Annotated in this window: 27 protein-coding genes; 19 read left to right on the top strand and 8 right to left on the bottom strand. The window is 58.2% G+C overall.

Annotated features, from left to right (window positions below; translation table 11 throughout):
• Positions 1 to 22 precede the first annotated feature (22 nt).
• On the bottom strand, positions 23 to 1,243 hold the full coding sequence (locus ABLN87_RS17545) for an MFS transporter (RefSeq protein ID WP_353012642.1): 1,221 nt from the start codon (positions 1,241 to 1,243) through the stop codon (positions 23 to 25).
• Between the two features lie 210 nt (positions 1,244 to 1,453).
• On the opposite strand from ABLN87_RS17545, the gene ABLN87_RS17540 reads away from it, so the two are divergent.
• From ABLN87_RS17540 to ABLN87_RS17510, 7 genes are all read left to right on the top strand, one after another.
• Positions 1,454 to 2,068 carry a ribonuclease D gene (locus ABLN87_RS17540; RefSeq protein WP_353012639.1) on the top strand — a complete coding sequence of 205 codons (615 nt, stop codon included), beginning with the start codon at positions 1,454 to 1,456 and terminating at the stop codon, positions 2,066 to 2,068.
• Positions 2,065 to 3,027 (top strand): KpsF/GutQ family sugar-phosphate isomerase, encoded by a 963-nt coding sequence (locus ABLN87_RS17535; RefSeq protein WP_353012636.1) that lies wholly within the window; start codon positions 2,065 to 2,067, stop codon positions 3,025 to 3,027. Before ABLN87_RS17540 ends, ABLN87_RS17535 begins: the two co-directional genes overlap by 4 nt.
• 12 nt (positions 3,028 to 3,039) lie before the next feature.
• Positions 3,040 to 3,639 carry a hypothetical protein gene (locus tag ABLN87_RS17530; RefSeq protein ID WP_353012633.1) on the top strand — a complete coding sequence of 200 codons (600 nt, stop codon included), beginning with the start codon at positions 3,040 to 3,042 and terminating at the stop codon, positions 3,637 to 3,639.
• A 3-nt stretch (positions 3,640 to 3,642) separates the two neighbouring features.
• Positions 3,643 to 4,134 carry an LptA/OstA family protein gene (locus ABLN87_RS17525; RefSeq protein ID WP_353012630.1) on the top strand — a complete coding sequence of 164 codons (492 nt, stop codon included), beginning with the start codon at positions 3,643 to 3,645 and terminating at the stop codon, positions 4,132 to 4,134.
• Positions 4,134 to 4,892, top strand: coding sequence for an LPS export ABC transporter ATP-binding protein (gene lptB, locus ABLN87_RS17520; protein WP_353012627.1), 759 nt, complete (start codon positions 4,134 to 4,136; stop codon positions 4,890 to 4,892). Before ABLN87_RS17525 ends, lptB begins: the two co-directional genes overlap by 1 nt.
• 252 nt (positions 4,893 to 5,144) lie before the next feature.
• The gene (gene hpf, locus ABLN87_RS17515) at positions 5,145 to 5,708 is read left to right on the top strand and encodes a ribosome hibernation-promoting factor, HPF/YfiA family (protein ID WP_170537148.1); all 564 of its coding nucleotides are present in this window, start codon (positions 5,145 to 5,147) and stop codon (positions 5,706 to 5,708) included.
• 58 nt (positions 5,709 to 5,766) lie between these two features.
• A complete protein-coding gene (locus ABLN87_RS17510; RefSeq protein ID WP_170537146.1) occupies positions 5,767 to 6,231 on the top strand; it encodes a PTS sugar transporter subunit IIA in 465 nt (154 codons plus the stop codon).
• Between the two features lie 65 nt (positions 6,232 to 6,296).
• Here the strand turns inward: ABLN87_RS17510 and ABLN87_RS17505 are convergent, their stop codons facing one another.
• The gene (locus ABLN87_RS17505) at positions 6,297 to 6,812 is read right to left on the bottom strand and encodes a CAP domain-containing protein (RefSeq protein ID WP_353012623.1); all 516 of its coding nucleotides are present in this window, start codon (positions 6,810 to 6,812) and stop codon (positions 6,297 to 6,299) included.
• Positions 6,813 to 6,980: 168 nt separating this feature from the next.
• Between ABLN87_RS17505 and ABLN87_RS17500 the strand changes: the two genes are divergently transcribed.
• Both ABLN87_RS17500 and ABLN87_RS17495 read left to right on the top strand, forming a co-directional pair.
• Positions 6,981 to 7,580, top strand: coding sequence for a L,D-transpeptidase (locus ABLN87_RS17500; RefSeq protein WP_170537142.1), 600 nt, complete (start codon positions 6,981 to 6,983; stop codon positions 7,578 to 7,580).
• Positions 7,581 to 7,720: 140 nt separating this feature from the next.
• Positions 7,721 to 7,903, top strand: coding sequence for a hypothetical protein (locus tag ABLN87_RS17495; RefSeq protein WP_170455786.1), 183 nt, complete (start codon positions 7,721 to 7,723; stop codon positions 7,901 to 7,903).
• A gap of 75 nt (positions 7,904 to 7,978) precedes the next feature.
• Here the strand turns inward: ABLN87_RS17495 and hemH are convergent, their stop codons facing one another.
• Together hemH and ABLN87_RS17485 are read right to left on the bottom strand one after the other, a co-directional pair.
• Complete coding sequence (gene hemH, locus ABLN87_RS17490) at positions 7,979 to 9,028, bottom strand: ferrochelatase (protein ID WP_353012619.1); 1,050 nt, start codon at positions 9,026 to 9,028, stop codon at positions 7,979 to 7,981.
• 56 nt (positions 9,029 to 9,084) lie between these two features.
• Positions 9,085 to 9,915 (bottom strand): class I SAM-dependent methyltransferase, encoded by an 831-nt coding sequence (locus ABLN87_RS17485; RefSeq protein ID WP_353012616.1) that lies wholly within the window; start codon positions 9,913 to 9,915, stop codon positions 9,085 to 9,087.
• A 40-nt stretch (positions 9,916 to 9,955) separates the two neighbouring features.
• Here ABLN87_RS17485 and ABLN87_RS17480 point away from each other — a divergent pair, with 40 nt between their 5' ends.
• Genes ABLN87_RS17480 through ABLN87_RS17465 form a run of 4 tightly spaced genes read left to right on the top strand, consistent with a single transcriptional unit; the run spans position 9,956 to position 12,240 of the window.
• Positions 9,956 to 10,675, top strand: a complete 720-nt coding sequence (locus ABLN87_RS17480; protein ID WP_353012613.1) for a ComF family protein — start codon at positions 9,956 to 9,958, stop codon at positions 10,673 to 10,675.
• Between the two features lie 23 nt (positions 10,676 to 10,698).
• Positions 10,699 to 10,956 carry a glutaredoxin 3 gene (gene grxC, locus ABLN87_RS17475; protein WP_353012610.1) on the top strand — a complete coding sequence of 86 codons (258 nt, stop codon included), beginning with the start codon at positions 10,699 to 10,701 and terminating at the stop codon, positions 10,954 to 10,956.
• Positions 10,956 to 11,786: a carbon-nitrogen hydrolase family protein gene (locus ABLN87_RS17470; protein WP_353012607.1), complete on the top strand. Its 831-nt coding sequence runs from the start codon at positions 10,956 to 10,958 to the stop codon at positions 11,784 to 11,786. Before grxC ends, ABLN87_RS17470 begins: the two co-directional genes overlap by 1 nt.
• A 13-nt stretch (positions 11,787 to 11,799) precedes the next feature.
• On the top strand, positions 11,800 to 12,240 hold the full coding sequence (locus tag ABLN87_RS17465) for a MarR family winged helix-turn-helix transcriptional regulator (RefSeq protein ID WP_170537132.1): 441 nt from the start codon (positions 11,800 to 11,802) through the stop codon (positions 12,238 to 12,240).
• 2 nt (positions 12,241 to 12,242) lie between these two features.
• On the opposite strand, the gene ubiG is transcribed toward ABLN87_RS17465, so the two are convergent.
• A complete protein-coding gene (gene ubiG, locus ABLN87_RS17460) occupies positions 12,243 to 12,989 on the bottom strand; it encodes a bifunctional 2-polyprenyl-6-hydroxyphenol methylase/3-demethylubiquinol 3-O-methyltransferase UbiG (RefSeq protein WP_353012604.1) in 747 nt (248 codons plus the stop codon).
• Positions 12,990 to 13,038: 49 nt separating this feature from the next.
• Between ubiG and pip the strand changes: the two genes are divergently transcribed.
• From pip to infB, 6 genes are all read left to right on the top strand, one after another.
• The gene (gene pip / locus ABLN87_RS17455) at positions 13,039 to 14,016 is read left to right on the top strand and encodes a prolyl aminopeptidase (RefSeq protein ID WP_353012601.1); all 978 of its coding nucleotides are present in this window, start codon (positions 13,039 to 13,041) and stop codon (positions 14,014 to 14,016) included.
• Positions 14,013 to 14,831: an ABC transporter substrate-binding protein gene (locus ABLN87_RS17450; RefSeq protein WP_353012598.1), complete on the top strand. Its 819-nt coding sequence runs from the start codon at positions 14,013 to 14,015 to the stop codon at positions 14,829 to 14,831. The genes pip and ABLN87_RS17450 overlap by 4 nt, the downstream gene beginning before the upstream one ends.
• A gap of 159 nt (positions 14,832 to 14,990) precedes the next feature.
• Positions 14,991 to 15,581 carry a ribosome maturation factor RimP gene (rimP, locus tag ABLN87_RS17445; RefSeq protein ID WP_353012595.1) on the top strand — a complete coding sequence of 197 codons (591 nt, stop codon included), beginning with the start codon at positions 14,991 to 14,993 and terminating at the stop codon, positions 15,579 to 15,581.
• Positions 15,581 to 17,194, top strand: coding sequence for a transcription termination factor NusA (gene nusA / locus ABLN87_RS17440; RefSeq protein WP_353012593.1), 1,614 nt, complete (start codon positions 15,581 to 15,583; stop codon positions 17,192 to 17,194). Before rimP ends, nusA begins: the two co-directional genes overlap by 1 nt.
• A gap of 23 nt (positions 17,195 to 17,217) precedes the next feature.
• Complete coding sequence (locus ABLN87_RS17435; protein WP_353012591.1) at positions 17,218 to 17,841, top strand: RNA-binding protein; 624 nt, start codon at positions 17,218 to 17,220, stop codon at positions 17,839 to 17,841.
• An 8-nt stretch (positions 17,842 to 17,849) separates the two neighbouring features.
• On the top strand, positions 17,850 to 20,327 hold the full coding sequence (infB, locus tag ABLN87_RS17430; RefSeq protein ID WP_353012588.1) for a translation initiation factor IF-2: 2,478 nt from the start codon (positions 17,850 to 17,852) through the stop codon (positions 20,325 to 20,327).
• Positions 20,328 to 20,954: 627 nt separating this feature from the next.
• Here infB and ABLN87_RS17425 read toward each other — a convergent pair.
• Genes ABLN87_RS17425 through ABLN87_RS17415 form a run of 3 tightly spaced genes read right to left on the bottom strand, consistent with a single transcriptional unit; the run spans position 20,955 to position 24,270 of the window.
• The gene (locus ABLN87_RS17425) at positions 20,955 to 21,677 is read right to left on the bottom strand and encodes an alpha/beta fold hydrolase (protein ID WP_353012585.1); all 723 of its coding nucleotides are present in this window, start codon (positions 21,675 to 21,677) and stop codon (positions 20,955 to 20,957) included.
• Positions 21,674 to 23,218, bottom strand: coding sequence for an ABC transporter permease subunit (locus tag ABLN87_RS17420; protein WP_353012583.1), 1,545 nt, complete (start codon positions 23,216 to 23,218; stop codon positions 21,674 to 21,676). The genes ABLN87_RS17425 and ABLN87_RS17420 overlap by 4 nt, the downstream gene beginning before the upstream one ends.
• On the bottom strand, positions 23,215 to 24,270 hold the full coding sequence (locus ABLN87_RS17415) for a quaternary amine ABC transporter ATP-binding protein (RefSeq protein ID WP_353012580.1): 1,056 nt from the start codon (positions 24,268 to 24,270) through the stop codon (positions 23,215 to 23,217). Before ABLN87_RS17415 ends, ABLN87_RS17420 begins: the two co-directional genes overlap by 4 nt.
• Positions 24,271 to 24,328: the final 58 nt, after the last annotated feature.

Raw genomic sequence — 24,328 nt, 5'->3', positions numbered from 1 at the left:
TAAAGCAGGTTGGCACCGTGGCTCAAGGCTTCTGCGTCGCTTGGGGACGTTCGGAGCGTGGCCAGATCCACAGGGCGGTGATCAGGCCAAGACTGGCAGCGCTGGCCATGCCAGCCAGGGCGATTGTTGCCCCAAACCGAGTCATCAGCCAACCAGCTAGCGGGTACAGCACCAGCCAACAGGCGTGCGATAGCGTGAATTGGGCGGCGAAGGCGGCGGGGCGATCCTCGGGACTGGCCGATCGGGTCAGCAAGCGGCCTGAGGGGGTCATAGACATGGAATACCCAAACCCGGCCAGCAGCCAAAGCCCGGTCAGCATGGGCAGCGTCACGATTGTGGAGCTTGATACAAAAGCTGCAAGCACCATCGTGGTCGTGCCAATTGTAGCGCCAGTCAACATGACCCGTCGATCCGGCACCCGATCCAACAAGGGCGGTAGCAGAAACGCTGCGATCATCGATCCTCCGCCGAATCCCGCAAGGGCGATGGCCACGGCACTTTCGGACAGGCCCAGATTGGATCGCACCAGGACCACTGTATTCACGATGACCATCGAACTGATCGCGGCAGCGCACCAACTGAGCGCCAGCAGACCGCGCAGGCGGGGAGTCGCCAGATAGAGGCGGATACCGCGTGTGGTCCGATCATAAATGCCTGTGCGCCCCGACGGTTTGGGCGATGGCAGGATGATCGAGACCACCAGAAGGGCCGAGGCGATAAAGCCAAGGCTTGTGCCCAGAAACAGAGTGTTGAAACTGACAAACAGTAGCAATAGCGCCGCCAACATCGGGCTCAGCAGGCTTTCAAGGTCATAAGCCAAACGCGACAGAGACAGAGCGCGGGTATAGTCGTGCTCATCCGTCAGGACATCGGGGATCGTGGCCTGAAAGGCCGGGGTGAACCCTGCCGAGGCCGATTGCAGCACAAAGATCAGCAGAAAGACCTGCCAGATATCCGTAACAAACGGCAAGCAGATGGCAACAGCTGCGCGAACAAGGTCGAGAACCACCAGTAGTTTGCGCCGATCAAGCTGTTCGGCAAAGGCTGCCGCAAGCGGGGCGATGGTCACATAAGCGATCATCTTGATGGTCAGCGCCGTGCCCAGCACAAGCCCCGCGGCCTCGCCCGCCAGATCATAGGCCAGAAGTCCAAGCGCAATGGTTGCCAACCCGGTTCCGGTCAGTGCAACGACCTGCGCCGCCAGCAGATGGCGATAGGTTCGGTTGTGCAGGACGCTGAGCATAGGTCAGACATGCTCCGTAAGGAATGCGAGGGTCAATGGCCACTATCGTATTCGGACAGGATACGACCACCGGGGATATTGGCCATTATGTGCCACTATCCAACAATTTAAGCGGATAACAAGTCGCCTTGACCTTACAAGCCGGACGGCGTTGAGTTTGGCGTCCAAACCGCCTATCTCGGGGTGCGAGACCGCACAAAGGACAAATCCGTGGCGAACCATTTGTACAAGAACGACCTGCCGGACGGGCTGGACCTTGGGCCTGTCGTGGCCATCGACTGTGAAACCATGGGGCTGAACCCGCATCGGGATCGCCTGTGTGTGATCCAGATGTCCGGAGGGGACGGCAACAGCCACATCATTCAAGTTGAAAAGGGGCAGACCGAGGCCCCGAACCTGTGCGCCATGCTGGAGAATCCCAATGTGTTGAAACTGTTCCACTTTGGTCGGTTCGATATCGCGGCGATGTATCATGCGTTTGGGGCGCTGGCGGCTCCGGTTTACTGCACCAAAATCGCCAGCCGTCTGGTGCGCACCTATACCGACCGTCACGGGCTTAAGAACCTCTGCCAGGAGCTGATCGGCGTAGACATCTCGAAACAACAGCAGATGAGCGATTGGGGCGCGGAAACCCTGACCGAGGCGCAGTTGGATTATGCTGCGTCCGACGTTCTGTATCTGCATCAGCTACGCGACGCGCTGGACAAACGGCTGGCCCGAGAGGACCGGACCGAGATGGCGCAGGCCTGTTTTGATTTCCTGCCGATGCGTGCGAAACTGGACCTCGCAGGCTGGCCCGAAACGGATATTTTTGCGCACTCATGACCGATACCGAAGCATTCCTGAAGACAGCCCGACAGGTTGTCACCGATGAGGCCCGCGCGCTGGACGTGTTGGCCGACAGTCTGGATGCGCATTTTGCCGAAGCGATCCAGATGATCCTAAAGGCCACGGGCCGTCTGATTGTCAGCGGGATCGGTAAATCCGGCCATATCGGTCACAAGATCGCAGCAACTCTGGCCAGCACCGGCACGCCTGCCTATTTCGTGCATCCAGCCGAGGCGAGCCATGGCGATCTGGGCATGGTGTCGAAAGGTGATGTGGTTCTGGCGATCTCCAACTCTGGCGAAGCGCCGGAATTGGCCAACCTGCTGGCCTTTACCCGCCGGTTCGGCATCCCGCTGATCGGCCTGTCCAGCAAGCCTGAAAGCTCATTGATGAAGCAGGCCGATGTGCATTTGCTGATCCCGTCAATGGGTGAGGCTTGCGGGTTTGGTATGGTGCCTTCGATCTCGACGACTTTGACTCTGGCCATGGGCGATGCGCTGGCGATTGCATTGATGAAGTACCGGGATTTCAAGCCCGAGAACTTCCGCGATTTCCACCCCGGCGGCAAGCTGGGCGCGCAGCTGAGCAAGGTGCGGGACCTGATGCATACGGATATGCCGGTTGTGACCTCAGAAACTCCGATGAGTGATGCCTTGCTGGTCATGAGCCAAAAGAGCTTCGGCGTTGTGGGGGTCACGGATAAGGCTGGCCGCCTGTTGGGCATCGTCACGGATGGTGACTTGCGGCGAAACATGGATGGTTTGTTGGAGAAATCCACCCAAGAGGTGATGACCCGCGACCCGATGACGATCGCGCCCAATGCCTTGGCAGAAGAAGCGGTGGCCATAATGAATGACCGCAAAATCACCTCACTCTTCGTGGTTGATCCCGACGCAGATGGGCAGGCGCAGGGGCTACTACATATTCACGACTGTCTGCGCGTCGGTCTAGGTTAAGGAGAGGCTGAGGTGGACCGCTATTCCCGCATGGTACAGTTCCTGAAGGTTCTGTTGCCGCTTGCGGCCATTTTGATGCTATCCACCGTATTCCTTCTGTCGCGCAGCATTGAAACCAATGTCTCGGGTCCGTTTACGCAGCAGGACATCGATGCGCGTCTGGCCGAACAAGTGGTCACGCAACCGGACTATCGCGGCACTACCCGCAAAGGCGAAGACGTGCAGATCGGCGCTACAAAGGCAACGCAAGGCACCGAAGGGTCGATGCCGACGGCCTCGGAGTTTCGTGGCCGGTTTGGGTTGCTAAGCGGCGGCGCAATCACGCTGGATTCCAATTCAGGTATGATCCGCCCCGACAAAGGCACAGCGACCTTTGTGGGTGATGTGGTGATCAGGACTGCAGATGGGATCGAAGTCACCACCGATTTGCTGAACACCGCTTTGGATGAAATCCGGGGCGATACGCCTGGTCACGTGAACGGAACCGGTCCCATCGGTGATTTTTCCGCCGGTCGCATGACCTTTGGGGCGGAAAAAAAGGACGGCCCGGTCCATATTCTTTTTACAGACGGCGTGAAGCTGGTGTATGAGCCTCAGAAAGCAGAAAGATAACCTGTGTTTGATTTTCGTTTCGTCCTTTTGAGTTTTGCGCTTGTAACAGGTGCTGTTTCTGCAACTGCGCAGCAGGCGCAGGTGGCTTTTGGGGCCACGCGCGCGGACCCGACCCTGCCGGTCGAGGTGACCTCGGAAACCCTGAATGTGAACCAACAGGATGGCTCGGCCGAGTTTGTCGGTAATGTGGTTGTCGTACAGGGTGAAATGCGGCTGACGGCCGAGCGGGTTCTGGTCATCTACAACCAGGAAAGATCCGCCATTGATCGGCTGGAAGCGACCGAGAACGTGGTTTTGGTTAGCCCGCCCGACGCTGCCGAAGGCGATTGGGCTGAATACACCATCGACAGCGGCGTGATCGTGATGCGGGGCAATGTGTTGCTGACCCAGGGCCCCAGCATCATCAGCGGCGATCAAATGAATGCAAACCTGACCACAGGCACTGCAACCATGACCGGCCGGGTCAAAACGATCCTGCAGCAGGGGAACAACTGATGGTGCGTCCCCAACTGTCGGTCGCCGAAGGCAATTCCGGGCTTCGGATTGAAAAGCTGCGTAAATCCTACCGGAAGAAAACTGTTATCCGCGATGTGTCGATGACGCTTGACCGGTCCGAAGTTGTGGCACTTTTGGGCCCAAATGGGTCAGGCAAAACCACGACATTCTATTCTGTGGCCGGGCTGGTCTTTCCCGAAGCAGGCACAGTCACGATTGACGGCCAGAATGTCACAACCTTGCCAATGTACCGTCGCGCGCGGATGGGGATCGGATATCTGCCGCAAGAGATGTCGATTTTTCGGGGCATGAGTGTCGAGGACAACATCGCCTCGGTTCTCGATATCACCGTCAACCATGCGCACCGCCGCAAAGAGCGGCTGGAAGAACTGCTTTCAGATTTTTCCATCGAACATCTGCGCCGCGCGCCTGCGCTGGCTCTGTCCGGTGGCGAACGGCGCCGGGTTGAGATCGCGCGCTGTCTGGCGGCTGATCCGAAGTATCTGCTGTTGGACGAACCCTTTGCCGGTGTGGACCCGATCAGTGTGGGCGATATTCGCCATCTGGTCGCGGATTTGAAAAAGCGAGGGATTGGGGTTTTGATCACTGATCACAACGTCCGTGAAACGCTGGAAATCGTTGATCGCGCCTATATCCTGCATGACGGTCAGGTTCTGATGTCCGGCACGCCGGGTGAAGTGGTGGAAAACGAAAACGTGCGCCGCGTCTATCTGGGCGAAAACTTCCGCATTTCATAGGCTTGCGCGGAAATGCGCCGGGCGCATGGCGGAAATCGCGTATATACGCTCTTGTTTTGATTGACTCTTCCGCCGCCTCTTGGCTCAATTGGGTCATGGCATTTATTCGGTTCCAGACTGGATCTCGATGTCCCTTCCCCGAAGGGTCGGGTCAACAGCAACCGATCAGAATGTCGATACCCCCCACCCGATAAAAACAAGCACGTTGCGTGACGCAGCGTCAGAGTGGGTGTGAATTGTGAAGGAGATCACATGCGTTACCAAATCAGCGGAAAACAGATCGACATCGGCGCGGCCCTGCAAAACCACGTGCAGACCGAGCTGGGCGAGGTCGTTGGCAAATATGCCCAGCGTCCAACTGACGCCAATGTCGTCTTTTCCCGTTCAGCGCATGAATATGTTTGCGAAACCACTGTCCATTTGTCGACGGGCCTGACGGCGCAGGCCAAGGCCCATGCAACCGAGATTTACGCAGCGTTCGAGGGGTGCTGCGACAAGATGGAAACACAACTGCGCCGCTATAAGCGCCGTCTGAAAGACCACCACAAAGATCGGTCCGAGCCGGTTGAACTCTTTGGAGCGTCCTCTTATATCCTCGCCTCTGACGAATCGGACACGGCTGATGAACCCGAATCGCTGCAGCCCATGATTGTGGCTGAGATGGAAACAAAGATCCCATCGCTCAGCGTCGGTGAGGCCGTTATGCAAATGGAACTTGCTGGCGCCCCGGTGCTGGTGTTCAGGAATGAAAACAAGGATGGATTGAATGTCGTGTATCGTCGGGATGACGGTAACATCGGCTGGATCGATCCTTAACAGGCAAGATTAAAAAGGCGGGGCCCCGCATTTGCCGGGCCCGCTACGGAGCATGATCATGGAGCTTTCGAGCATTCTGAAGCCCGAAGCAGTACGTGTTTTGTCAGCAGCTTCCAGCAAGAAGCGGCTGTTTCAGGAAATCGGTGAGGTCGCTTCGGCGACGCTGGGTCTTGAAGCCCAGTCCATCGTTGATTGCCTGCTTGAACGTGAAAGCCTTGGCCCAACAGGTGTTGGCCATGGCGTGGCTTTGCCGCATGCGCGCCTGCCCGAGATAGCTGGCGTATCCGGCGTATTTGTAATGCTGGAAAAACCGATCGATTTTGGATCGGTGGATCGTCAGCCGGTGGACATCGCCTTTTCTTTGTTCGCCCCCGAAGAGGCGGGTGCAGATCATCTGAAGGCATTGGCCCTTGTGTCTCGTACCCTGCGCGACAGTTCGGTCTGTGCAAAGCTGCGGGCCAACCCTGATCCGGTCAAGCTTTACGCTATCTTGACCGAAGCACAGTCGATGCAAGCTGCTTAAAGACCTGATGGAAATAAAAAAGCCCCCGAAATTCGGGGGCTTTTTTTGTTGAGGGTATTCGCGGATCAGCCGCCAGTACCCATTTCCAGCGTCCACCAGATTTTCCCGCCATTTTCCTGATGCCAGGCGAAACCCATCTGGGTTGCCTTGGGGTCCATGATCACCGCGCGTGGGCCGGATTCCTGCATCCAGGCGGCAAGGGTTTCGGTTTCGGTTTCGTAGGTTTCCGAGATCGCCTCGCCCAGGAAGGTCCCGAAATATCCAACGCGTGCAGCGCGGTCGATGGGTGATGAGCCATCCGACCCAAAGTGCCAGGGGCGGTTCTGCCGGGCCATATCCTTAGAGTGGGTTGCTGCGGCCGCGTTCAGCTGTGCGTTTAGCTGCACCGCTTGCAGCCCTTGGGCCTGGCGCAGCGCATTGACCGAATCCAGCATTCGGAATTGCAGCTTTTCGGGGTTGCCGCGAATTTTATATACTGTGGGCAAAGGGCGGCCATCGGCACCCAAAGTTGTGGACTGTGGGGTGGTACATGCCGCCAGGGCGACAAAGCAAAGCAAGAGTAAAGAAACGATACGCGTCATGATCGGCCTGATGTTTGTGTCGTTAACGGGCATACCGTGCCAGACGGTGCGGGGCAAACGCCCAATGTCACAGGGCCGCATGATTCTGCCGGTTTGATTTGCGACTGAAGCATTCTGGCAATAGAATGCCCAAAATTTCAGAACTCGCCCTCGCAAAGGACCGCACTCATGGTCAAGAAACGCATTTCCCCTCAGACCCGCCGAGGTTTCCTGTCTGGCGCGGCTGCCTTGGTGGCAAGCCCGGCGCTGGCGCAATACATTCCTGGCGATCCGTTGCGTCCAGCGCCCGAGCCCGAAGCCGCTGTGCGTCGCAATGTTTCGGGATTCCGTGCGCTGGACTGGCAGCCCTATTTCTCGAACACCAGAAACGGGGCCATTCTGGTCGATACGGTGTCACGGGCGCTGCATTATTGGTCAGATGACCAAACTGTGTACAAACTCTACCCATCATCGGTGCCGTTGACCGAAGAAATGACCCGCCGTGGCCGTACCAGCGTCATTCGCAAGGTCGAGGGCCCAAGCTGGGCACCGACCCCTTCGATGAAGAAGCGGAATCCTGAATGGCCTGACTATATCCCGCCTGGGCCGGATAACCCATTGGGAACACATGCTTTATATCTGGGGTGGAAGTACTATCGCATCCACGGAACGCATGACACGCGCAAAATTGGCCGGAAATCGTCGAACGGCTGCATCGGTCTGTTTAACGAAGACATTGCCGAACTGTTTTCGATGGCCAAGGTCGGCACGCAAGTGTTGCTAATTTGACGACATTTTCGCGCAGCTGGTGGCTTGGCGTTCAAGTTGCAATTGCATTCCAACCGCTTTGCTGATTAGAAAAAAACCACGAGGTAAGTCTTAGATGCGCGTTCCAAAGAACTGGAATCGCGCAAATTCTGGAGGTTAATATGAAAAAACTCGTTCTCGCCGCTGCTCTGACTGCTGCTGCTTCGACCGCATATGCGGGCAACCTGGAAGAGCCAGTTGTTGAAGCACCTGTTGTTGTTGAAGAAACTCAGGGTTCTTCGCAGGGCATCCTGCTGCCGCTGATCCTGCTGGTCGTTGTGGCCGCAGCTGTTGCAGCTGGCTAAGCTTACGAGCTTTATCCAGAGAAAAGGCGGTGGATCGCTCCACCGCCTTTTTTCATGCCTGAAAGATGGGGCTGACTAGTCCAGCCAACCGCTCAGATTGTCTTCGATGATCTTGCCCAGAGCTGAAATGTGCGAATCGCCATCATTGAGGCAGGGAATGTAGGTGAAGCTTTCGCCGCCCGCCTCTTCGAAGCTTTCCTTGATCTCTTCGTTGATCTCTTCCAGCGTTTCGATGCAATCGGCGGAAAAGGCCGGCGCGATCACGGCGATATTCTTCTTACCCTGACGCGCCAGATCGGCCACGTGATCCACTGTATAGGGTTTCAACCATTCCTCGGGCCCGAACCGGGACTGGAAAGTTGACACAATCTGGTCATCAGACCAACCTAGGCGTTCTTTCAGCAGTCTGGATGTCTTGACGCACTGGCAGTGATACGGATCGCCCTGTTGCAGGTAGCGCTCGGGCATCCCGTGATAGGAACAGACAAGCGTATCCGGCTTGGCGTCCATGGCGGCATAGGCTTGCTCGACCGATTGCGCCAGCGCCTCGATAAAGGCTGGTTCGTCGTAGTAGGCGGGAACGGTTCGGCTGGCCGGTTGCCAGGCCTCCTCCATCAGCGCGCGAAAGAACTGATCATTGGCTGTGGCTGTCGTTGCCCCAGCGTAATGCGGATAAAGCGGGAAAAACAGGATGCGATCGCAGCCCTCTGCCACCATCTGGCGTACCTTGGATTTGGTCGACGGGTTGCCATAGCGCATGCAGAAATCGACCATCACCTGATCCCCATAGCGTGCCCGCATCGCGTCTCGCAGCTTGGTGGTTTGATCCTTGGTGATCGTCATCAACGGGCTTTCGCCTTTGTCGTGGTTCCAGATCGACTTATACGCCTCGCCCGAACTGAAAGGGCGTTTGGTCAGGATGATGCCCTGCAAGATCGGCTGCCACTTCCATTTGGGGTAGTCGATTACGCGTTGATCCGACAGAAACTCGTTCAGATAGCGTCGCATTGGCCAGTAGCTATAGTCGTCCGGCGTACCCAGATTGGCGAGCAAGATACCCACGCGCCCCATTTTGACTTTGGGGTGATCGGCTGGAGCATGCGCAGGGCGGGTTGCGTCGAACATTGGGGTCTTCCTGAGTTTTCGCGTTCTGACCTGAGATAAAGGGAAAAACCCAATCGTCAATCGGGCAGTTTGCCCTCATCCGTATTCAGCGCGTCAGCAAGGCGCATTTGGGCAGATCCCGGGCGCAGCGGTTTGGGCTGGCTGTCGTCAGGTGACCAACCGGTTAGGCAAATCATTTCGAAGGTCGCTGGCAAGCGGCCTGTGGCGGTGCTGAAATGCCTGGCATAAATCTCTTGCGCACGTGCGAATACCTGCCTGCGCGTAGGTGATTTAAGCCGGTCCGCCAGCACGTTTGTTTCCCCCATCGCGCGCAGATCATGCATCAAATGGGTGAGACCGCGATACTCGGCGGTCAGAGGCACCGCGTCTGCAACTGGCAACGCTAATCCAGCCCGCTGAAGCAGTCCTCCCAGGTCTCTAAGCTCTGCCATTGGGGCGATCCGGGGGCTAAGCCCACCTGTCACTTCAATCTCGGCCTGCCCAAGTGCCGCGCGTAGTTGATGCAGGGTTTCCCCGCCCAGACACACACTCAGCAACAAGCCATCGGGGCGCAAGGCGCGGTGGCATTGGATCAGCTGTCCAACCGGATCATTGGCCCAATGCAGAGCCATCGCATGCACGACCAGATCATGCGCGCCTTGGCTCAGGGCAAGTGTGTCGTCGTCCGTGACGATCTGGGCTCCCTGCAATGCATCCTGCCAGATATGCACAAACGGCGTCACAATCGCAGGCGCCGTAAAGGTTCTGTTAACCATGCTTAGCCGATCCTGCACTTCGTCAACGGCGGCGCGATGCAGGAACAGGGCACTATCCTGAACCCGCGCGCGACGGCGCAACAGGGTTGGACGGTCAAAAAGCGAGGGCGCATTGGACGCAGGCAGTTTCATACCTCGCAGGTATCGCATTTGGCGGCGCGTGCAAACCGCGTTGCAACTGATCTACCCGCCCAGATGCCTGAGCTGCGGCGCCCTGACCGACTCGGATTTTGGTCTTTGCGGAGCGTGCTGGCGCGATACACCATTTATTGGTGGGACGGTTTGCGACAGTTGCGGTGTGCCTGTTCCGGGTGAGGGTGATGGTCATCGGATCGAATGCGATGATTGCCTGAAAACACCGCGCACCTGGCAGGACGGTCGAGCGGCCTTGATGTATGAGGGGCGGGCTAAGTCCCTTATCCTGTCGCTCAAGCACGGGGACAGGCCTGAACTCGCGCGACCCGCCGCGCTCTGGATGGCGCTGGCCGGGCGCGAGTTGATCCAGCCCGGCATGCTTATCGCTCCGGTCCCGCTGCACTGGTCCCGCTTGATGAAAAGGCGCTACAACCAATCCGCGCTTCTGGCCCAGCATCTGACCGCAGAAACCGGGTCAGAGGTCTGTCCCGACCTGTTGGTGCGGCGCAAGCGCACTCCGGTGCTGGACGGCAAAACCGCTGCGCAACGGGCTGAGATTCTGGCAGATGTGATCGCTCCGCATCCCAAGCGACGGCAACGGATCTCGGGGCGCGACATCCTGCTGGTCGATGATGTGATGACATCCGGAGCGACGCTGGCGGCGTGTACGCAAGCGTGCCGCGACGCCGGGGCAAATCATATTTCCGTGTTGGTGCTGGCACGCGTTGCCAAGGATGCCTATTTCGCCCAAGATTGAGTGAAACCCGAAGGGACGGAAACATGAAACCGGTTGAAATTTATACATCGCCGCTTTGTGGCTTTTGCCATGCTGCAAAGCGTCTGCTGAAGCAAAAAGGCGTTGAATTCAAAGAAATCGACGTGCTGCTGCACCCCAAGCGCAAGCCTGAGATGATCAAACGCGCGGGTGGTAAGCGCACTGTGCCCCAGATTTTCATCGGCCCTGATCACGTGGGCGGCTGCGATGACCTGTATGAGCTGGACCGCCAGGGCATGCTGGATCGTCTTTTGGCGGCCTGATGAAAACCGCTCTGCTGCAAATCACCTCATCGGACGATCCGGCCGCGAATCTTGAGATGGTTCGCAACATGATTGCCGAGGCCGTCGCTGAGGGGGCGCAGTTCATTCTGACCCCGGAGGTCACGAATTGCGTGTCCAACAGCACCACGCGGCAGCGCGAGGTGCTGCAGCATGAGGAAGACGATCTCACTCTGGCCGGTCTACGGGCGCAAGCGGCCGAGTTGGGCGTTTGGCTGCTGATCGGGTCGCTTGGGATCAAGACCCACGACCCGGATGGTCGTTTTGCGAACCGCAGCTTCATGATCAACCCTCAGGGTCAGATCGTGGCACGGTATGACAAGATCCACATGTTCGACGTGCAGGTCACCGAAACCGAGACGTTCCGTGAATCGAAAAACTACCGTCCGGGCGAACAGGCGGTGGTTGCCGAGACTGATTTTGGCAAGATCGGCCTGACCATCTGCTACGACATTCGATTTCCCCATCTGCATGCCGCCCTTGCACAGGCTGGAGCTCGTATCTTGACGGTTCCGGCGGCGTTTTCTCCGGTCACCGGGGCGGCTCATTGGGAATCGCTGTTGCGGGCGCGGGCGATTGAAACCGGCTGCTGGGTGCTTGCCCCCGCGCAAACGGGTGCACATCCCACCACGCGGGGAAAGACGCGTCATACCCATGGCCACAGCATGGTCGTGGCCCCGTGGGGAGAGGTCGTCATCGACGCAGGCACCAATCTGGGCATTCACTTTTTCGATTTGGATGATAGTTCTGTGACAGAGGCGCGCCGGCGTGTACCTTCGCTGACGCATCGCCGCCCTTTCGACGGACCCTGATCCAGACCGGACCATGACAGACGAGACAAATGCCCTAGCGGTCACGCTGTTCAGCGAGATCCTGACCGCAGATCAGTTATTGCGCAACCGGCTCAGCCGCGTGCTGCCTAAGGGCATGGAAATATCGCATTTTTCAGTGCTGAACCATCTGGTCTTTGTCGGGGATGAGCGTAGCCCGGCGCAGCTGGCCAATACCTTCCACGTGACCCGAGGGGCGATGACCAACACCTTAGCCAAGTTGGAATGGGCCGGATACATCCACATCCGCCCTGACTGGGACGATGCCCGCCGCAAAATGGTGGCCATCAGCCCCGCCGGCCGCCGCGCGCGCGATCAGGCGATTGCGTCGATCGCCCCGTTGATCAACCGTGTGGTCGGAGAGCTGGGGTTGGAGCGTGTCCGCAGCACTCTGCCCGTGCTGCGGGATTTGCGGTTGCAGTTGGAAGGGGAGTAGACTCACCCCGCCTTCACACTCGCCGTCACATAATTCACGCTCAAATCCCGGTCCGAGATCGACCAAGTCCACAGGATCGGGTTGAATACGAACCCTTTGCGATCCACGGGTTCCAATCCGGCTTGGCGCAGCAGGTCGAACAGCTCGTCAGGGGTAATAAACTTGTTCCATTCATGTGTGCCGCGGGGCAGCCAGCGCATGACGACCTCGGCCCCGAAGATGGCCATCGCATAGGATTTCGGGTTGCGGTTAATGGTCGAGCAGATCAGCAATCCACCCGGCTTCAGCAAGTGCTGCGATGCGGTCAGAAAACCCAGTGGGTCGGCCACATGCTCGACCACCTCCATGTTCAGCACAACGTCGAACTGTTCGCCTGCGGCGGCCATATCCTCGGCCGTTGTGTGGCGATAGTCGATCTCCAGCCCCGATTGCTCGGCATGGATGCGGGCGACGGGCAAGTTGCGCTCGGCGGCATCTGCGCCTACGACCGTCGCGCCAAGGCGGGCCATCGGTTCGCTCAGCAAACCTCCGCCGCAGCCGATATCCAGCAGGCGCAGGCCTTCGAACGGTTTCGCAGCCTTCAGATCACGGTCAAATTCCCCGGCGATCTGCTGTGTGATATAGTCCAGACGACAGGGGTTCAGCATATGCAATGGCTTGAATTTTCCGTTCGGATCCCACCATTCGGCCGCCATCGCCTCGAATTTTGCGATCTCGGATGGGTCAACCGTGTTCGGATGCGCTTGCATTCCTGTCTCCGTATGCTCTTTTACGTCTTGAGGACTATATAGGGCCATAATGGACAAGTACCCGGACCAAAAGCGCGCAGTGCAATATTTGTACCCGCCGATCGACCCGTTCGATCAGCGGTTGGTCAGTGTGGGCGATGGGCACCAGATTTATATGGAACAATTCGGCAATCCCGACGGCTTGCCGGTGGTGGTACTGCATGGTGGACCGGGTGGTGGCTGCAGCCCGGCGATGCGGCGCTATTTCGATCCGCGCGTGTTCCGGGTGATTCTGTTCGATCAGCGCGGATGCGGGAAGTCGCGGCCTCATGCCTCGGTCGAGAACAATACAACTTGGCATCTAGTCGAGGATATCGAGCGTCTGCGGTCGCTTCTGGATATTGATGAATGGACGGTGTTTGGCGGCAGCTGGGGCGCGACCTTGGCGCTGATCTATGCGCAGGCCCATCCGGATCGAGTGAGCCGTCTGGTGTTGCGTGGGGTGTTTCTGGCGACCCAATCCGAGCTGGATTGGTTCTATGGCGGCGGTGCAGGCAAGTTCTGGCCCGAACCTTGGGCCAAGTTCACCTCTCTGCTGGCCGAAGATGAGCTGTCGGATACGATCAAAGCCTACAACAAACGCCTGTTCTCGGGCGATCGTGCAACCGAAATCCTGTATGCCAAGGCATGGTCGGCCTGGGAAAATGCGTTGGCCTCGATCCATTCCAACGGTGTGGTGGGCGAAAGCCCCGGCGAATATGCGCGGGCCTTTGCGCGTCTCGAAAATCACTATTTCACCAACAACGCTTTTTTGGAAAAGGACGGGCAGATTCTGGATCAGATGGACCGGATCGCGCATATCCCCGGCCATATCGTTCAGGGCCGGTATGATATGATCTGCCCACCGCAAGCTGCGTGGGACCTGTCGGAACGCTGGCCGAATGCTGAGTTGAAGATGGTACGCCAGGCCGGGCATGCCTTGTCCGAGCCCGGTATCAGTGCTGAGCTAGTGCGCATCATGGATCGCGTGGCGGAGGGGTGGGCATGACCCGGATGGACCGCCGTGCTTTGTTCGCTTCGGGTGCTGCGGCTGCATTGCTTGCGGCAACGGGGGCGTCTTTGGCGGATACACCCAAGGCTGGTGGGACTTTGCGTTTGGCCGTACCACGCGATGACAGCCTGGAACAGGTCGCCCGTGGTGCTGTGTTCGATACCCTGACCGAGATCGCGCCCGACGGGACGCTACGGCCCGAGTTGGCGACCACTTGGAAAACCGATGCGGATGCCTGCGTCTGGACGTTCAGCCTGCGCGAGGGGGTTCAATTCCACGACGGCTCAGATTTGACTGTGGCCGATATCCTGCCGGTACTGGCCGAGTTTGGGCGGGCAGAGGCCCTCTCTGCGTCTGAAATACGCGTTGAACTTGCCGCACCCAACACGAGTCTTCCATTCCAGTTGGCAGGCACAAGGTTTGTGATCACGCGGAACGGTTCGGGTGTGACGCCCTTGAAACTGGCCAATGGCACGGGCAGCTACCGGGTTGAAAGGGCCGAGGATGATCGGAACTTCCTGGGCCGGAAATTGGCCGATCACTATAAGGACGGTACCGCCGGATGGGCCAACAAGATCGAGATCATCGTGATCCCCGATGCGCATGTGCGGGCCGAGGCGTTGCGCGATGGCTATGTCGATATCGCAGCGCTGCCAGCGGGCGATCAGTTGCGCGACAAACGCGGCCTGCGATTTTTCCCGAATGACACGGATTTGTCGTTGGCCGTTGCACCTCATGTCGGGATGCCCAGGCAGATCGGCAAAGCTGCGCTGGATGATGGGCGCATCGCCGAACGGTGGTGGCTGGCGTAAATTCGATCACGTTTTGCGCCGGGGGTTGCAGACTCGGAAACTCCTGCGTATATGCAGTTGCAACAGCGGCGCGTTGGACTTCTGGTTCAAGGCTCCACCGGAAAATTCGACGGGCCGCGCGCCCGTTTTTTTGTGCCCGACGATAGGGTAGAGACCTGAATGACAAACGACCTGATAGCCAAAGCTGCCATCGACCGGCGACTGGCCGAGATCATCACCCCGGTGATCGAGGATCTGGGGTATGAGCTTGTCCGTATTCGCTTGATGAGCGGCAAAACCACGACGATGCAGATCATGGCCGACAAGCCCGATGGCGGTATCGAGGTAGATGATTGCGCCGAGATTTCCAATGCGGTCAGCGCCACACTGGATGTCGAGGACCCGATTTTGGACGCCTATACGCTGGAAGTGTCCAGCCCAGGCATCGACCGACCACTGACCCGTCTCAAGGATTTTGAGACATTCGAAGGGTACGAGGCCAAGATCGAAACTGCGGAACTGATCGACGGCCGCCGCCGGTTCAAGGGCGAATTGGCTGGGATCGAAGGGAATGAGGTTCTGATCAACATTCCCGAAGGGTCTGAGACCATCACCATCGGGCTGCAATTCGACTGGCTGAGCGATGCCAAGCTGGTCCTGACCGATGACTTGATCAAGGAAATGCTGCGCCAGCGCAAAGACGCCGGTGCCCTGAACGAAAACGCTTTCGACGAGATTGAGACCGAAGGGTCCGAAGAGGAGACGAACTGATGGCAATCACCTCAGCCAACCAGCTGGAGCTGCTGCAGACCGCCGAGGCCGTGGCCCGCGAAAAGATGATCGACCCCGGTCTGGTTGTCGAAGCGATGGAAGAATCGCTCGCCCGCGCCGCCAAGAGCCGCTACGGCGCTGAGATGGACATTCGTGTCTCCATCGACCGCAAAACCGGCAAGGCGACCTTTACCCGTGTCCGCACTGTGGTTGAGGATGAAGAGCTTGAGAACTATCAGGCTGAGTTCACCGTTGAGCAGGCCAAACAATATATGGAAAACCCTGAGGTCGGTGATGTCTTCGTTGAAGAGGTTCCGCCGGTCGAGATGGGCCGTATCGCGGCACAATCCGCCAAGCAGGTGATCTTGCAGAAGGTCCGCGAAGCAGAGCGCGACCGTCAGTATGAAGAATTCAAGGATCGCGCGGGCACCATCATCAACGGTGCCGTCAAGCGTGAAGAATTCGGTAATGTCATCGTCGATCTGGGCGGTGCCGAGGCGGTTCTGCGCCGCAATGACAAGATCGGCCGCGAAAGCTATCGCCCGAATGACCGCGTGCGTGCTTACATCAAAGAGGTCCGCCGCGAGGTTCGTGGCCACCAGATCTTCCTGTCGCGCACCGCGCCGGAATTTATGGCCGAGCTGTTCAAGATGGAAGTGCCGGAAATCTATGACGGCATCATCGAGGTCAAAGCCGTAGCTCGTGACCCTGGCTCGCGCGCCAAGATCGCTGTGATTTCCTATGATGGCTCGATTGACCCTGTGGGCGCCTGTGTTGGTATGCGCGGCAGCCGTGTGCAGGCCGTTGTGAACGAGCTGCAGGGCGAAAAGATCGACATCATTCCGTGGAACGAAGATCAGCCGACCTTCCTGGTGAACGCGCTGCAACCTGCCGAGGTTTCCAAGGTGGTTCTGGACGAAGAGGCCGGCAAGATCGAGGTTGTGGTGCCCGAGGAACAACTGTCCCTCGCTATCGGTCGCCGTGGTCAGAACGTGCGTCTGGCCAGCCAGCTGACCAATCTGGACATCGACATCATGACCGAGGCCGAAGAATCGGCGCGTCGTCAGAAGGAATTCGAAGCCCGGACGCAGTTGTTCATGGAAACACTGGATCTGGACGAATTCTTCGCACAGCTGCTGGTGTCGGAGGGCTTTACCAACCTCGAAGAGGTTGCCTATGTCGAGATTGAAGAACTCTTGGTCATCGATGGCGTTGATGAAGGCACCGCACAGGAATTGCAGACCCGTGCGCGGGAATTCCTGGAGGCACAGGCCAAGGCAGCGCTGGATGCGGCGCGCGCGCTGGGTGTCGAGGACAGCCTTATTGAATTCGAAGGCCTGACACCCCAGATGGTAGAGGCGCTGGCCAAGGATGATGTGAAGACGCTGGAAGACTTCGCAACCTGCGCTGACTGGGAACTGGCCGGTGGCTGGACCACGGTCGATGGCGAACGCATCAAGGATGACGGTGTTCTGGAACCTTTCGGCATTTCGCTGGAAGAGGCGCAGGATCTGGTGATGACGGCGCGCATTATGCTGGGCTGGGTTGACCCGGCTGAGCTGGAGCAAGCCGAAGAAGACGGCGACGTTGTAGAAGAGGAGGCCGAGGCCTGATCTCAGGGCCTCGGGTGGCTGACATGGGTCGCGGTGGCGTCCATAAGGATCGGTCCGATGGGCCAGAGCGGAAGTGCATCGCCACGGGCGAGGTACAGCCCAAATACGGGCTGATCCGCTTTGTCACCGGCCCGGATGGACAGGTCTATCCGGATGTCGCGGCAAAATTGCCGGGGCGCGGGGTCTATGTCGCGGCGGATCGTGCGGCTTTGGATAAGGCCGTTGGAAAGAAACTGTTCTCGCGCGGGTTCAAGACGCAGGTAACTGCGCCTAAAGACCTGATCGACGAAGTGGAAAAGCAGGTCGCTCGTCGGGTGATCGAGCTGTTGAGCCTCGCGCGCAAGTCTGGTGATGCGGTTGCGGGCTACGAAAAGGTCAAGACCTGGCTGGACCGGGAAGAAGCACAGGTGCTGATTCAGGCCGCAGATGGATCGGGGCGTGGCAAGTCGAAACTCAGTACGCCACACTTTGGAAAGTACATCGGTTGGCTGACGGCAGATGAATTAGGACAGGCATTTGGGCGCCAAACCGTGATTCATGCGGCCTTGGCCTCTGGCGGTCTTGCCAAACGTGTTGTAGAGGAAGCGCAGCGCCTGCGTGGCTTGCGCGAAACGGATGACGGCGGCAGGGGCCGCGCGGAAGGGTAAGAAGCTTTATGAGCGATAATGACGGCAAAAAGACATTGGGTCTTCGTGGCGGGGCGCGCCCCGGAAATGTGAAACAGAGTTTCAGCCACGGACGCACCAAGAATGTCGTGGTGGAAACCAAACGCAAACGCGTGGTGGTCCCCAAGCCGGGTGCCAGCAAGCCGAGCGGTGGAGCAACGCCCTCGGGTGATCCGTCGCGTCGTCCTGCTGGAATTTCCGATGCGGAAATGGCGCGCCGTATGAAGGCATTGCAGGCTGCCAAGGCCCGCGAGACCGAAGAAGCGGCACAGCGCGAAGCGCAGGAAAAAGCACGTGAAGAAGAACGTGCCCGTCGCCGTGCCGAGCAAGAGGCCAAAGAACGCGAGCAGCGCGAAGCTGAAGAACGCGCCCGTGCCAAGGCTGAAGAAGAAGAACGTCAGCGCAAAGAGGCTGAAGAAGCCGCCAAGCGCGCAGCTGTGGCTCCGGCTCCTGAAGCGCCAAAAGCCGCACGTAGCTCGGCCAGCAAACCTGCGCCAGCGGCGACGCCACGCAAGCAGGATCGCGAGCGTGAGCAGCGCGGCAACCGCGGCAAGGGGCGTGATGACAACCGCCGTTCGGGCAAGCTGACTCTTGGTCAAGCGACCGGTGGCGAAGGCAACCGCCAGCGTTCGATGGCAGCCATGAAGCGCAAGCAAGAGCGCGCGCGTCAGAAAGCAATGGGCGGTACGGTCGAGCGGGAAAAGGTCATTCGTGACGTTCAGCTACCTGAGGCCATCATGGTTTCGGAATTGGCCAACCGCATGGCTGAGCGCGTGGCCGATGTGGTTAAGTCACTGATGCAGATGGGTATGATGGTCACGCAGAACCAGACCATCGACGCTGATACTGCAGAACTGATCATCGAAGAGTTTGGCCACAAGGTGACTCGCGTCTCTGATTCGGATGTCGAAGACGTCATCAAAGAGGCCGAAGACAGCGAAGACGATCTGCAGCCACGTCCGCCAGTCATCACCATCATGGGTCACGTCGATCACGGTAAAACCTCTCTACTGGATGCAATCCGCGACGCGCGCGTTGTGGCGGGCGAAGCCGGTGGCATCACCCAGCATATCGGCGCCTATCAGGTAAAAACCGATGGTGGCACCACACTGTCATTCCTGGATACGCCGGGCCACGCGGCCTTTACTTCGATGAGGTCCCGCGGCGCTCAGGTCACGGATATCGTGGTTTTGGTTGTTGCTGCGGATGACGCGGTGATGCCGCAGACGATCGAGGCGATCAACCACGCAAAAGCGGCGGGTGTCCCGATGATCGTTGCGATCAACAAGGTCGACAAGCCAGATGCGAATCCGGACAAGGTGCGCACCGATCTGCTGCAGCACGAAGTGATCGTCGAAAAGATGTCGGGTGAGGTTCAGGATGTCGAAGTCTCGGCCATCACCGGTCAGGGTCTGGACGAACTGCTGGAAGCCATAGCGCTGCAATCCGAGATTTTGGAGCTGAAAGCCAATCCCGACCGCGCAGCCCAGGGTGCCGTGATCGAAGCGCAGTTGGATGTGGGCCGTGGACCCGTCGCTACCGTTCTGGTTCAGAACGGCACTCTGCGTCAGGGTGATATCTTCGTCGTGGGTGAGCAATACGGTAAAGTCCGTGCGCTGATCAACGACAAGGGCGAACGCGTCAAAGAGGCTGGCCCCTCGGTTCCGGTCGAGGTTCTGGGTCTGAACGGCACGCCCGAAGCGGGTGACGTTCTGAACGTTACCGAGACCGAAGCGCAGGCGCGCGAAATCGCTGCCTACCGTGAACAGGCCGCAAAGGACAAGCGCGCCGCTGCCGGTGCTGCAACCACCCTTGAGCAGCTGATGCAGAAAGCCAAGGAAGACGAAAACGTCACAGAGTTGCCAATTCTGATGAAAGCGGACGTGCAGGGTTCTGCCGAAGCCATCGTTCAGGCGATGGAGAAAATCGGCAACGACGAAGTCCGCGTGCGCGTGCTGCATTCGGGCGTTGGTGCGATCACCGAAACGGATGTCGGCCTGGCCGAAGCGTCCGGTGCGCCGATCCTGGGCTTTAACGTGCGTGCAAACGCCTCGGCGCGGAACACTGCGAACCAGAAGGGCGTGGAAATCCGCTATTACTCGGTGATCTATGACCTCGTGGATGACGTGAAAGCCGCCGCGTCCGGCTTGCTGAGCGCCGAGATCCGCGAAAAGTTCATCGGGTATGCGGAAATCCGCGAAGTCTTCAAGGTCACTGGTGTTGGCAAGGTTGCCGGCTGTCTGGTCACCGAAGGTGTTGCCCGCCGGTCCGCAGGCGTCCGCCTGCTGCGCGACAACGTGGTGATCCACGAAGGCACCTTGAAAACGCTGAAACGCTTCAAAGACGAAGTGGCCGAGGTTCAGTCTGGTCAGGAATGCGGTATGGCGTTCGAGAACTACGACGATATCCGCGCAGGCGACGTGATCGAAATCTTCGAGCGCGAAGAGGTTACGCGGACGCTGGATTGATTTGGTTCGGGATAGAGATTGAAAGCAGCGGTCGAATCGGGCCGCTGTTTTTTTGCGCAACAGACTTTCGGTGCATTGTTTGAGACACTCTGCTTCCGGATGGTATCAATTACCATGCAACCTCGGCCTTGCTGCCAAGTCGATCTGATCCGAGGGCAGGTGTGCGGACTTTGCTTCCGTCCGCTTTCCTCAACCGAAGGTCTGCTTTACGCGAACTCAGATGCGATCCAATCGACCATCCGCTTGATGCGCGTCTGGCCCAAATGGTTCTTTGCCCATGAGATATGGAGCCCGTCATTAGAAGGGTCAGGATCGACCCAAATCTCCACCAGTTTCTTTGACCGAAGATTGTTTTCCAGCATGTAGGCTGGCGCGATGGCAATCGCCACGCAAACAGGCCGGACACACGACTGTACTGACAGACCATCGCAATCGCAGAAATCTCTTGCAATGCAGGAGCCATCCAGACAGGTCATTGGCCGTGCATAACTTTCGCTGCGGCGCGGCCCGTTAGACCGGACTTTCGCCGCGGCTGCAGTATCCAGAGGCTGACCCGATCCAACTCACATTTGCGGATAAAGCTGACTTCGGCTGCTGCGCCGCAAAAGTCCAGGTTGTTTGTATTGCTCAGCGGTCCAAAAAGTCGGAGATTAAACGTATGAATAACTCAGGTCTCTCGGCATGTAGAGCGTGAGCGCAGCCTGGCACAACTGCTAACGATGTATTGGGAATTGCTTCCCAAAGTATTTGAATTTGGCTCCACGAATAGGTCCGATCTCGATCGCCCCAAAGTACAAGTGTTTCCTGCCGGATTCGGCTAAGGTTCTGCTCTCCTGACCAGGCTTGCATCGCGTCCAGGCCCGCCTCCAGGGCCGGCAGCTTGGCTTTAGCGGCGATCCCGGCGCAGTGTTCGTATTCTGGCGCAGCTTCGCAATCCAGAAACCAAGTCGCTGCGATCCGACGGGCGGTGGCCGCCGGGCCGTCTTCCGCAGCGCGCTTTTTACTGTGCTCAATAGTCTCGAACCGCCCCGGCAGAACACCGATGGCACCAGTTGCATATAGCACAAGACGGTCAATCCTTTTACCGTCGCGCAAGGCAATTTCCTGAGCGATCATGCCACCCATGGAGTGACCCAGCAGATGATATTTCTCGACTCCAAGATCGCGAAGGTGCCGGACGACCCAATCTGCATATCCGCCAATACTGTCGATTGGCGGCAGATGTGCATTTGCGCCAAACCCGGGCAGGTCGACTGCAATCACATCAACTTGCTGCTGCAGGGTATCGCGACACCCATCCCATTGTGCGCTGCCCCCCATGAAACCATGAACAAGGACGAGTGGGATCACTTTCGCTGACCTTGAACGATCCTATCAAGGATCATCGCGCAGAAGAGAATGGCAAAGCCTGCGAGGATACCCTGGCCCACATTGGCATATTGCAGCGCCTCGAGGACGTCTTCGCCCAGCCCTTTCGCGCCAATAAGCGAGGCCACCACGACCATGGCAAGTGACAGCATGATTGTCTGGTTGATGCCTGCGCGAATCGAGGGGCTGGCAAGCGGCAGATCGACCTTGGTGAGAAGATACCATTTGTTGGCGCCAAAACTTATCGCAGCTTCACGCACGCTTTCAGGAACACCACGCAGGCCCAAAACAGTAAGGCGTACCACGGGTGTCCCGCCGAAGATCATAGTGACAATGACTGCCGCTGGCTTGCCAACCCCGAAAAAGGCAATCACAGGCACCATGAAGACAAAGGCAGGCATGGTCTGCATGAAATCCATGATTGGCTGGATGACAGCGTAAAACCGAGGTCGGCGCGCCGAGAACATGCCCAAGGGAATGCCAATCACGATGGAAAGCAGCGCCGCGGTGCCGAGAAGCGCCAAAGTGGTCATAGCTTTTTCCCAGAAGCCGAGAAGGCCCATGTAGGCCAGAAAGGCACCAGACCAAATAGCCATGCGCAAGCCAGCTGTGAGCCAGGTCAACAGAACGATCAGCGCGGCCACCACGATCCAAGGGGTCTGAACCAACGCAACCTCCATGGCATCCAGCAACCAGCGAATGGCTGCGGTGAGCCCATCAAAGAACGCCACACTGTTGGCGACGCACCAGGCGATGAATGCCTCTACGCCGTCAATACTGGCCAGGCGAATTGAGTTATCTGTCGGGAATTCGCTAAGAAATGAAAAACGACCCGGGAAACTGTAGTGGATCATTGCGGTCGCGACCAACAGGATCATGAAACCCGCGCTGAAGACAATCTGGCTGACCGGCATGCCAGAGCGAATGGTGCGATCTGAGAGCCAGTCAGAAAACCGGGCCTCCAGTGCCCAGTTTGCGGCCACAGCCTGTATGAGCTTGGCCACAAGCAAGATGGCAACACCGGTGAGTGCAATCGACGGACCTTGCGCAGCGAGCAACTCAGCCTCGGCGCGGAAGCCTTCTATGTTGGCCTCCAGCCCTTCGATCTGGCGTTGGATGGCCGCGGCTCGATCCGAGCCGCTCTCTTGGGCTGCCGCGAGCTGCTGGTAGCGCAAATCGAGCGTGCCTTCGATCGAGGTCACACGAGCCAGTGCGTCCGCTCCCAGATCTCCGAACAAGCCCCGCGCGATCTGCACAAAGCCGATCGCTTCGACGACAAGAAAGGCCAATGCCCATGACCAAAGTCCGCGTGCGCCGAACCAGATCGGACCAAAAAGCCCTGCCATCACGTTGAAGGTTGCCGTAAAGCGCGCGGATGCCCCGATCTTGTCGAAGTTGCGGATGTAGTAATCGGGGCTTGTGCGTACAAAAGTGCGGATATTCTCGCGGCGTTCCTCGGCATAGGCCTGCGCGGCTTCGCTTTCTGTGTCTTCAAGGGGGTTCACACCAAGATCTTCGCTCATGACATTTCCGTCCCTTCAATCACCGTGCGCAACAAATCTGCTCGTGTAATAACACCTTTGTCCTCGCCACCTTCGGACACCAGAACCGGCCGTTCGTCGTCGATGGCTCGGGTAATTAATGCGGAAAGTGTCTCATTGTGGTCCACCCGGTCGATATCAGCCGGCAGTGGGTCGTGCGTGGCGAGGTAGCTGTCCAAGGGCTGCATCGCTGCATGAGCATGCACCACCTTCAAGCGCGAAATCCCGGCCACGAAATCAGCAACGTAGTCATCAGCGGGATGCATCACAATGTCCTCAGCCGAGCCGATCTGCACCATCTTGCCGTCACGCATGATCGCGATCCGGTCTCCGATGCGAACGGCCTCATCCAGATCATGGGTGATAAAGATCGTTGTTTTCTTGAGGATTTTGGACAACCGGATGAACTCATCCTGCAACTGCCGCCGGATCAGGGGATCAAGCGCAGAAAATGGCTCATCCATCAACAGAACATCAGGGTTGGCCGCGAGCGCTCGGGCAAGCCCCACACGTTGCTGCATGCCGCCAGAGAGTTCGTGAGCGAATTTAGACCCCCACGCCCCCAGCTCGACAATGTCGAGAATGGCGGCCGCCTGCCGCATACGTTCGTTCTTGGCGACCTGGCGGATTTCCAACGGCATTGCCACGTTATCAAGGACCGAGCGGTGCGGCATCAGCGCAAAATTCTGGAAAACCATTCCGATTTTCCGGTTGCGGAAAGCCTGAAGTTCCTTTGTGCCGAGCGCCATGACGTCCGTGCCCTCGATCTCGATCCTACCAGCCGTTGGTTCGAGCAGGCGATTGAAATGGCGCACGAGGGTGGATTTACCGCTCCCTGATAGGCCCATGATACAGAAGATCTCACCGCGATTGACGTTGAGGCTGACATCGGCCACGCCCACCACCGCGTTGAACTCAGCAAGGACTTCAGCCTTGGTCAGCCCCCGCGCACGAATGGCTTCCAAAGCGGCCTTAGGTTTTGCCCCGAAGATTTTCCAGATGTTGGAAATTTCGATTACAGTCTCGTCGCTCATCCGCCCACCCGTACGTGCCTTCAAATGGGGCGGCACCGCTAGGTGCTGCCCGTTGTTT

It is taken from the genome of Ruegeria sp. SCP10, from assembly GCF_040329495.1.
Classification (GTDB): Bacteria; Pseudomonadota; Alphaproteobacteria; order Rhodobacterales; family Rhodobacteraceae; genus Ruegeria.
Note: the sequence above shows the minus strand (reverse complement) of the source record. Positions and strands in the feature narration are given on the sequence as shown.

Bases quoted from the DNA above. Each gene is read 5' to 3' on its own strand.
- ABLN87_RS17545 (WP_353012642.1), bottom strand. From the start codon at position 1,243: ATGCTCAGCGTCCTGCACAACCGAACCTATCGCCATCTGCTGGCGGCG.
- ABLN87_RS17535 (WP_353012636.1), top strand. From the start codon at position 2,065: ATGACCGATACCGAAGCATTCCTGAAGACAGCCCGACAGGTTGTCACC.
- lptB (WP_353012627.1), top strand. From the start codon at position 4,134: ATGGTGCGTCCCCAACTGTCGGTCGCCGAAGGCAATTCCGGGCTTCGG.
- hpf (WP_170537148.1), top strand. From the start codon at position 5,145: ATGCGTTACCAAATCAGCGGAAAACAGATCGACATCGGCGCGGCCCTG.
- ABLN87_RS17510 (WP_170537146.1), top strand. From the start codon at position 5,767: ATGGAGCTTTCGAGCATTCTGAAGCCCGAAGCAGTACGTGTTTTGTCA.
- ABLN87_RS17505 (WP_353012623.1), bottom strand. From the start codon at position 6,812: ATGACGCGTATCGTTTCTTTACTCTTGCTTTGCTTTGTCGCCCTGGCG.
- ABLN87_RS17500 (WP_170537142.1), top strand. From the start codon at position 6,981: ATGGTCAAGAAACGCATTTCCCCTCAGACCCGCCGAGGTTTCCTGTCT.
- ABLN87_RS17495 (WP_170455786.1), top strand. From the start codon at position 7,721: ATGAAAAAACTCGTTCTCGCCGCTGCTCTGACTGCTGCTGCTTCGACC.
- hemH (WP_353012619.1), bottom strand. From the start codon at position 9,028: ATGTTCGACGCAACCCGCCCTGCGCATGCTCCAGCCGATCACCCCAAA.
- ABLN87_RS17485 (WP_353012616.1), bottom strand. From the start codon at position 9,915: ATGAAACTGCCTGCGTCCAATGCGCCCTCGCTTTTTGACCGTCCAACC.
- grxC (WP_353012610.1), top strand. From the start codon at position 10,699: ATGAAACCGGTTGAAATTTATACATCGCCGCTTTGTGGCTTTTGCCAT.
- ABLN87_RS17470 (WP_353012607.1), top strand. From the start codon at position 10,956: ATGAAAACCGCTCTGCTGCAAATCACCTCATCGGACGATCCGGCCGCG.
- ABLN87_RS17465 (WP_170537132.1), top strand. From the start codon at position 11,800: ATGACAGACGAGACAAATGCCCTAGCGGTCACGCTGTTCAGCGAGATC.
- ubiG (WP_353012604.1), bottom strand. From the start codon at position 12,989: ATGCAAGCGCATCCGAACACGGTTGACCCATCCGAGATCGCAAAATTC.
- pip (WP_353012601.1), top strand. From the start codon at position 13,039: ATGGACAAGTACCCGGACCAAAAGCGCGCAGTGCAATATTTGTACCCG.
- ABLN87_RS17450 (WP_353012598.1), top strand. From the start codon at position 14,013: ATGACCCGGATGGACCGCCGTGCTTTGTTCGCTTCGGGTGCTGCGGCT.
- rimP (WP_353012595.1), top strand. From the start codon at position 14,991: ATGACAAACGACCTGATAGCCAAAGCTGCCATCGACCGGCGACTGGCC.
- nusA (WP_353012593.1), top strand. From the start codon at position 15,581: ATGGCAATCACCTCAGCCAACCAGCTGGAGCTGCTGCAGACCGCCGAG.
- ABLN87_RS17435 (WP_353012591.1), top strand. From the start codon at position 17,218: ATGGGTCGCGGTGGCGTCCATAAGGATCGGTCCGATGGGCCAGAGCGG.
- infB (WP_353012588.1), top strand. From the start codon at position 17,850: ATGAGCGATAATGACGGCAAAAAGACATTGGGTCTTCGTGGCGGGGCG.
- ABLN87_RS17420 (WP_353012583.1), bottom strand. From the start codon at position 23,218: ATGAGCGAAGATCTTGGTGTGAACCCCCTTGAAGACACAGAAAGCGAA.
- ABLN87_RS17415 (WP_353012580.1), bottom strand. From the start codon at position 24,270: ATGAGCGACGAGACTGTAATCGAAATTTCCAACATCTGGAAAATCTTC.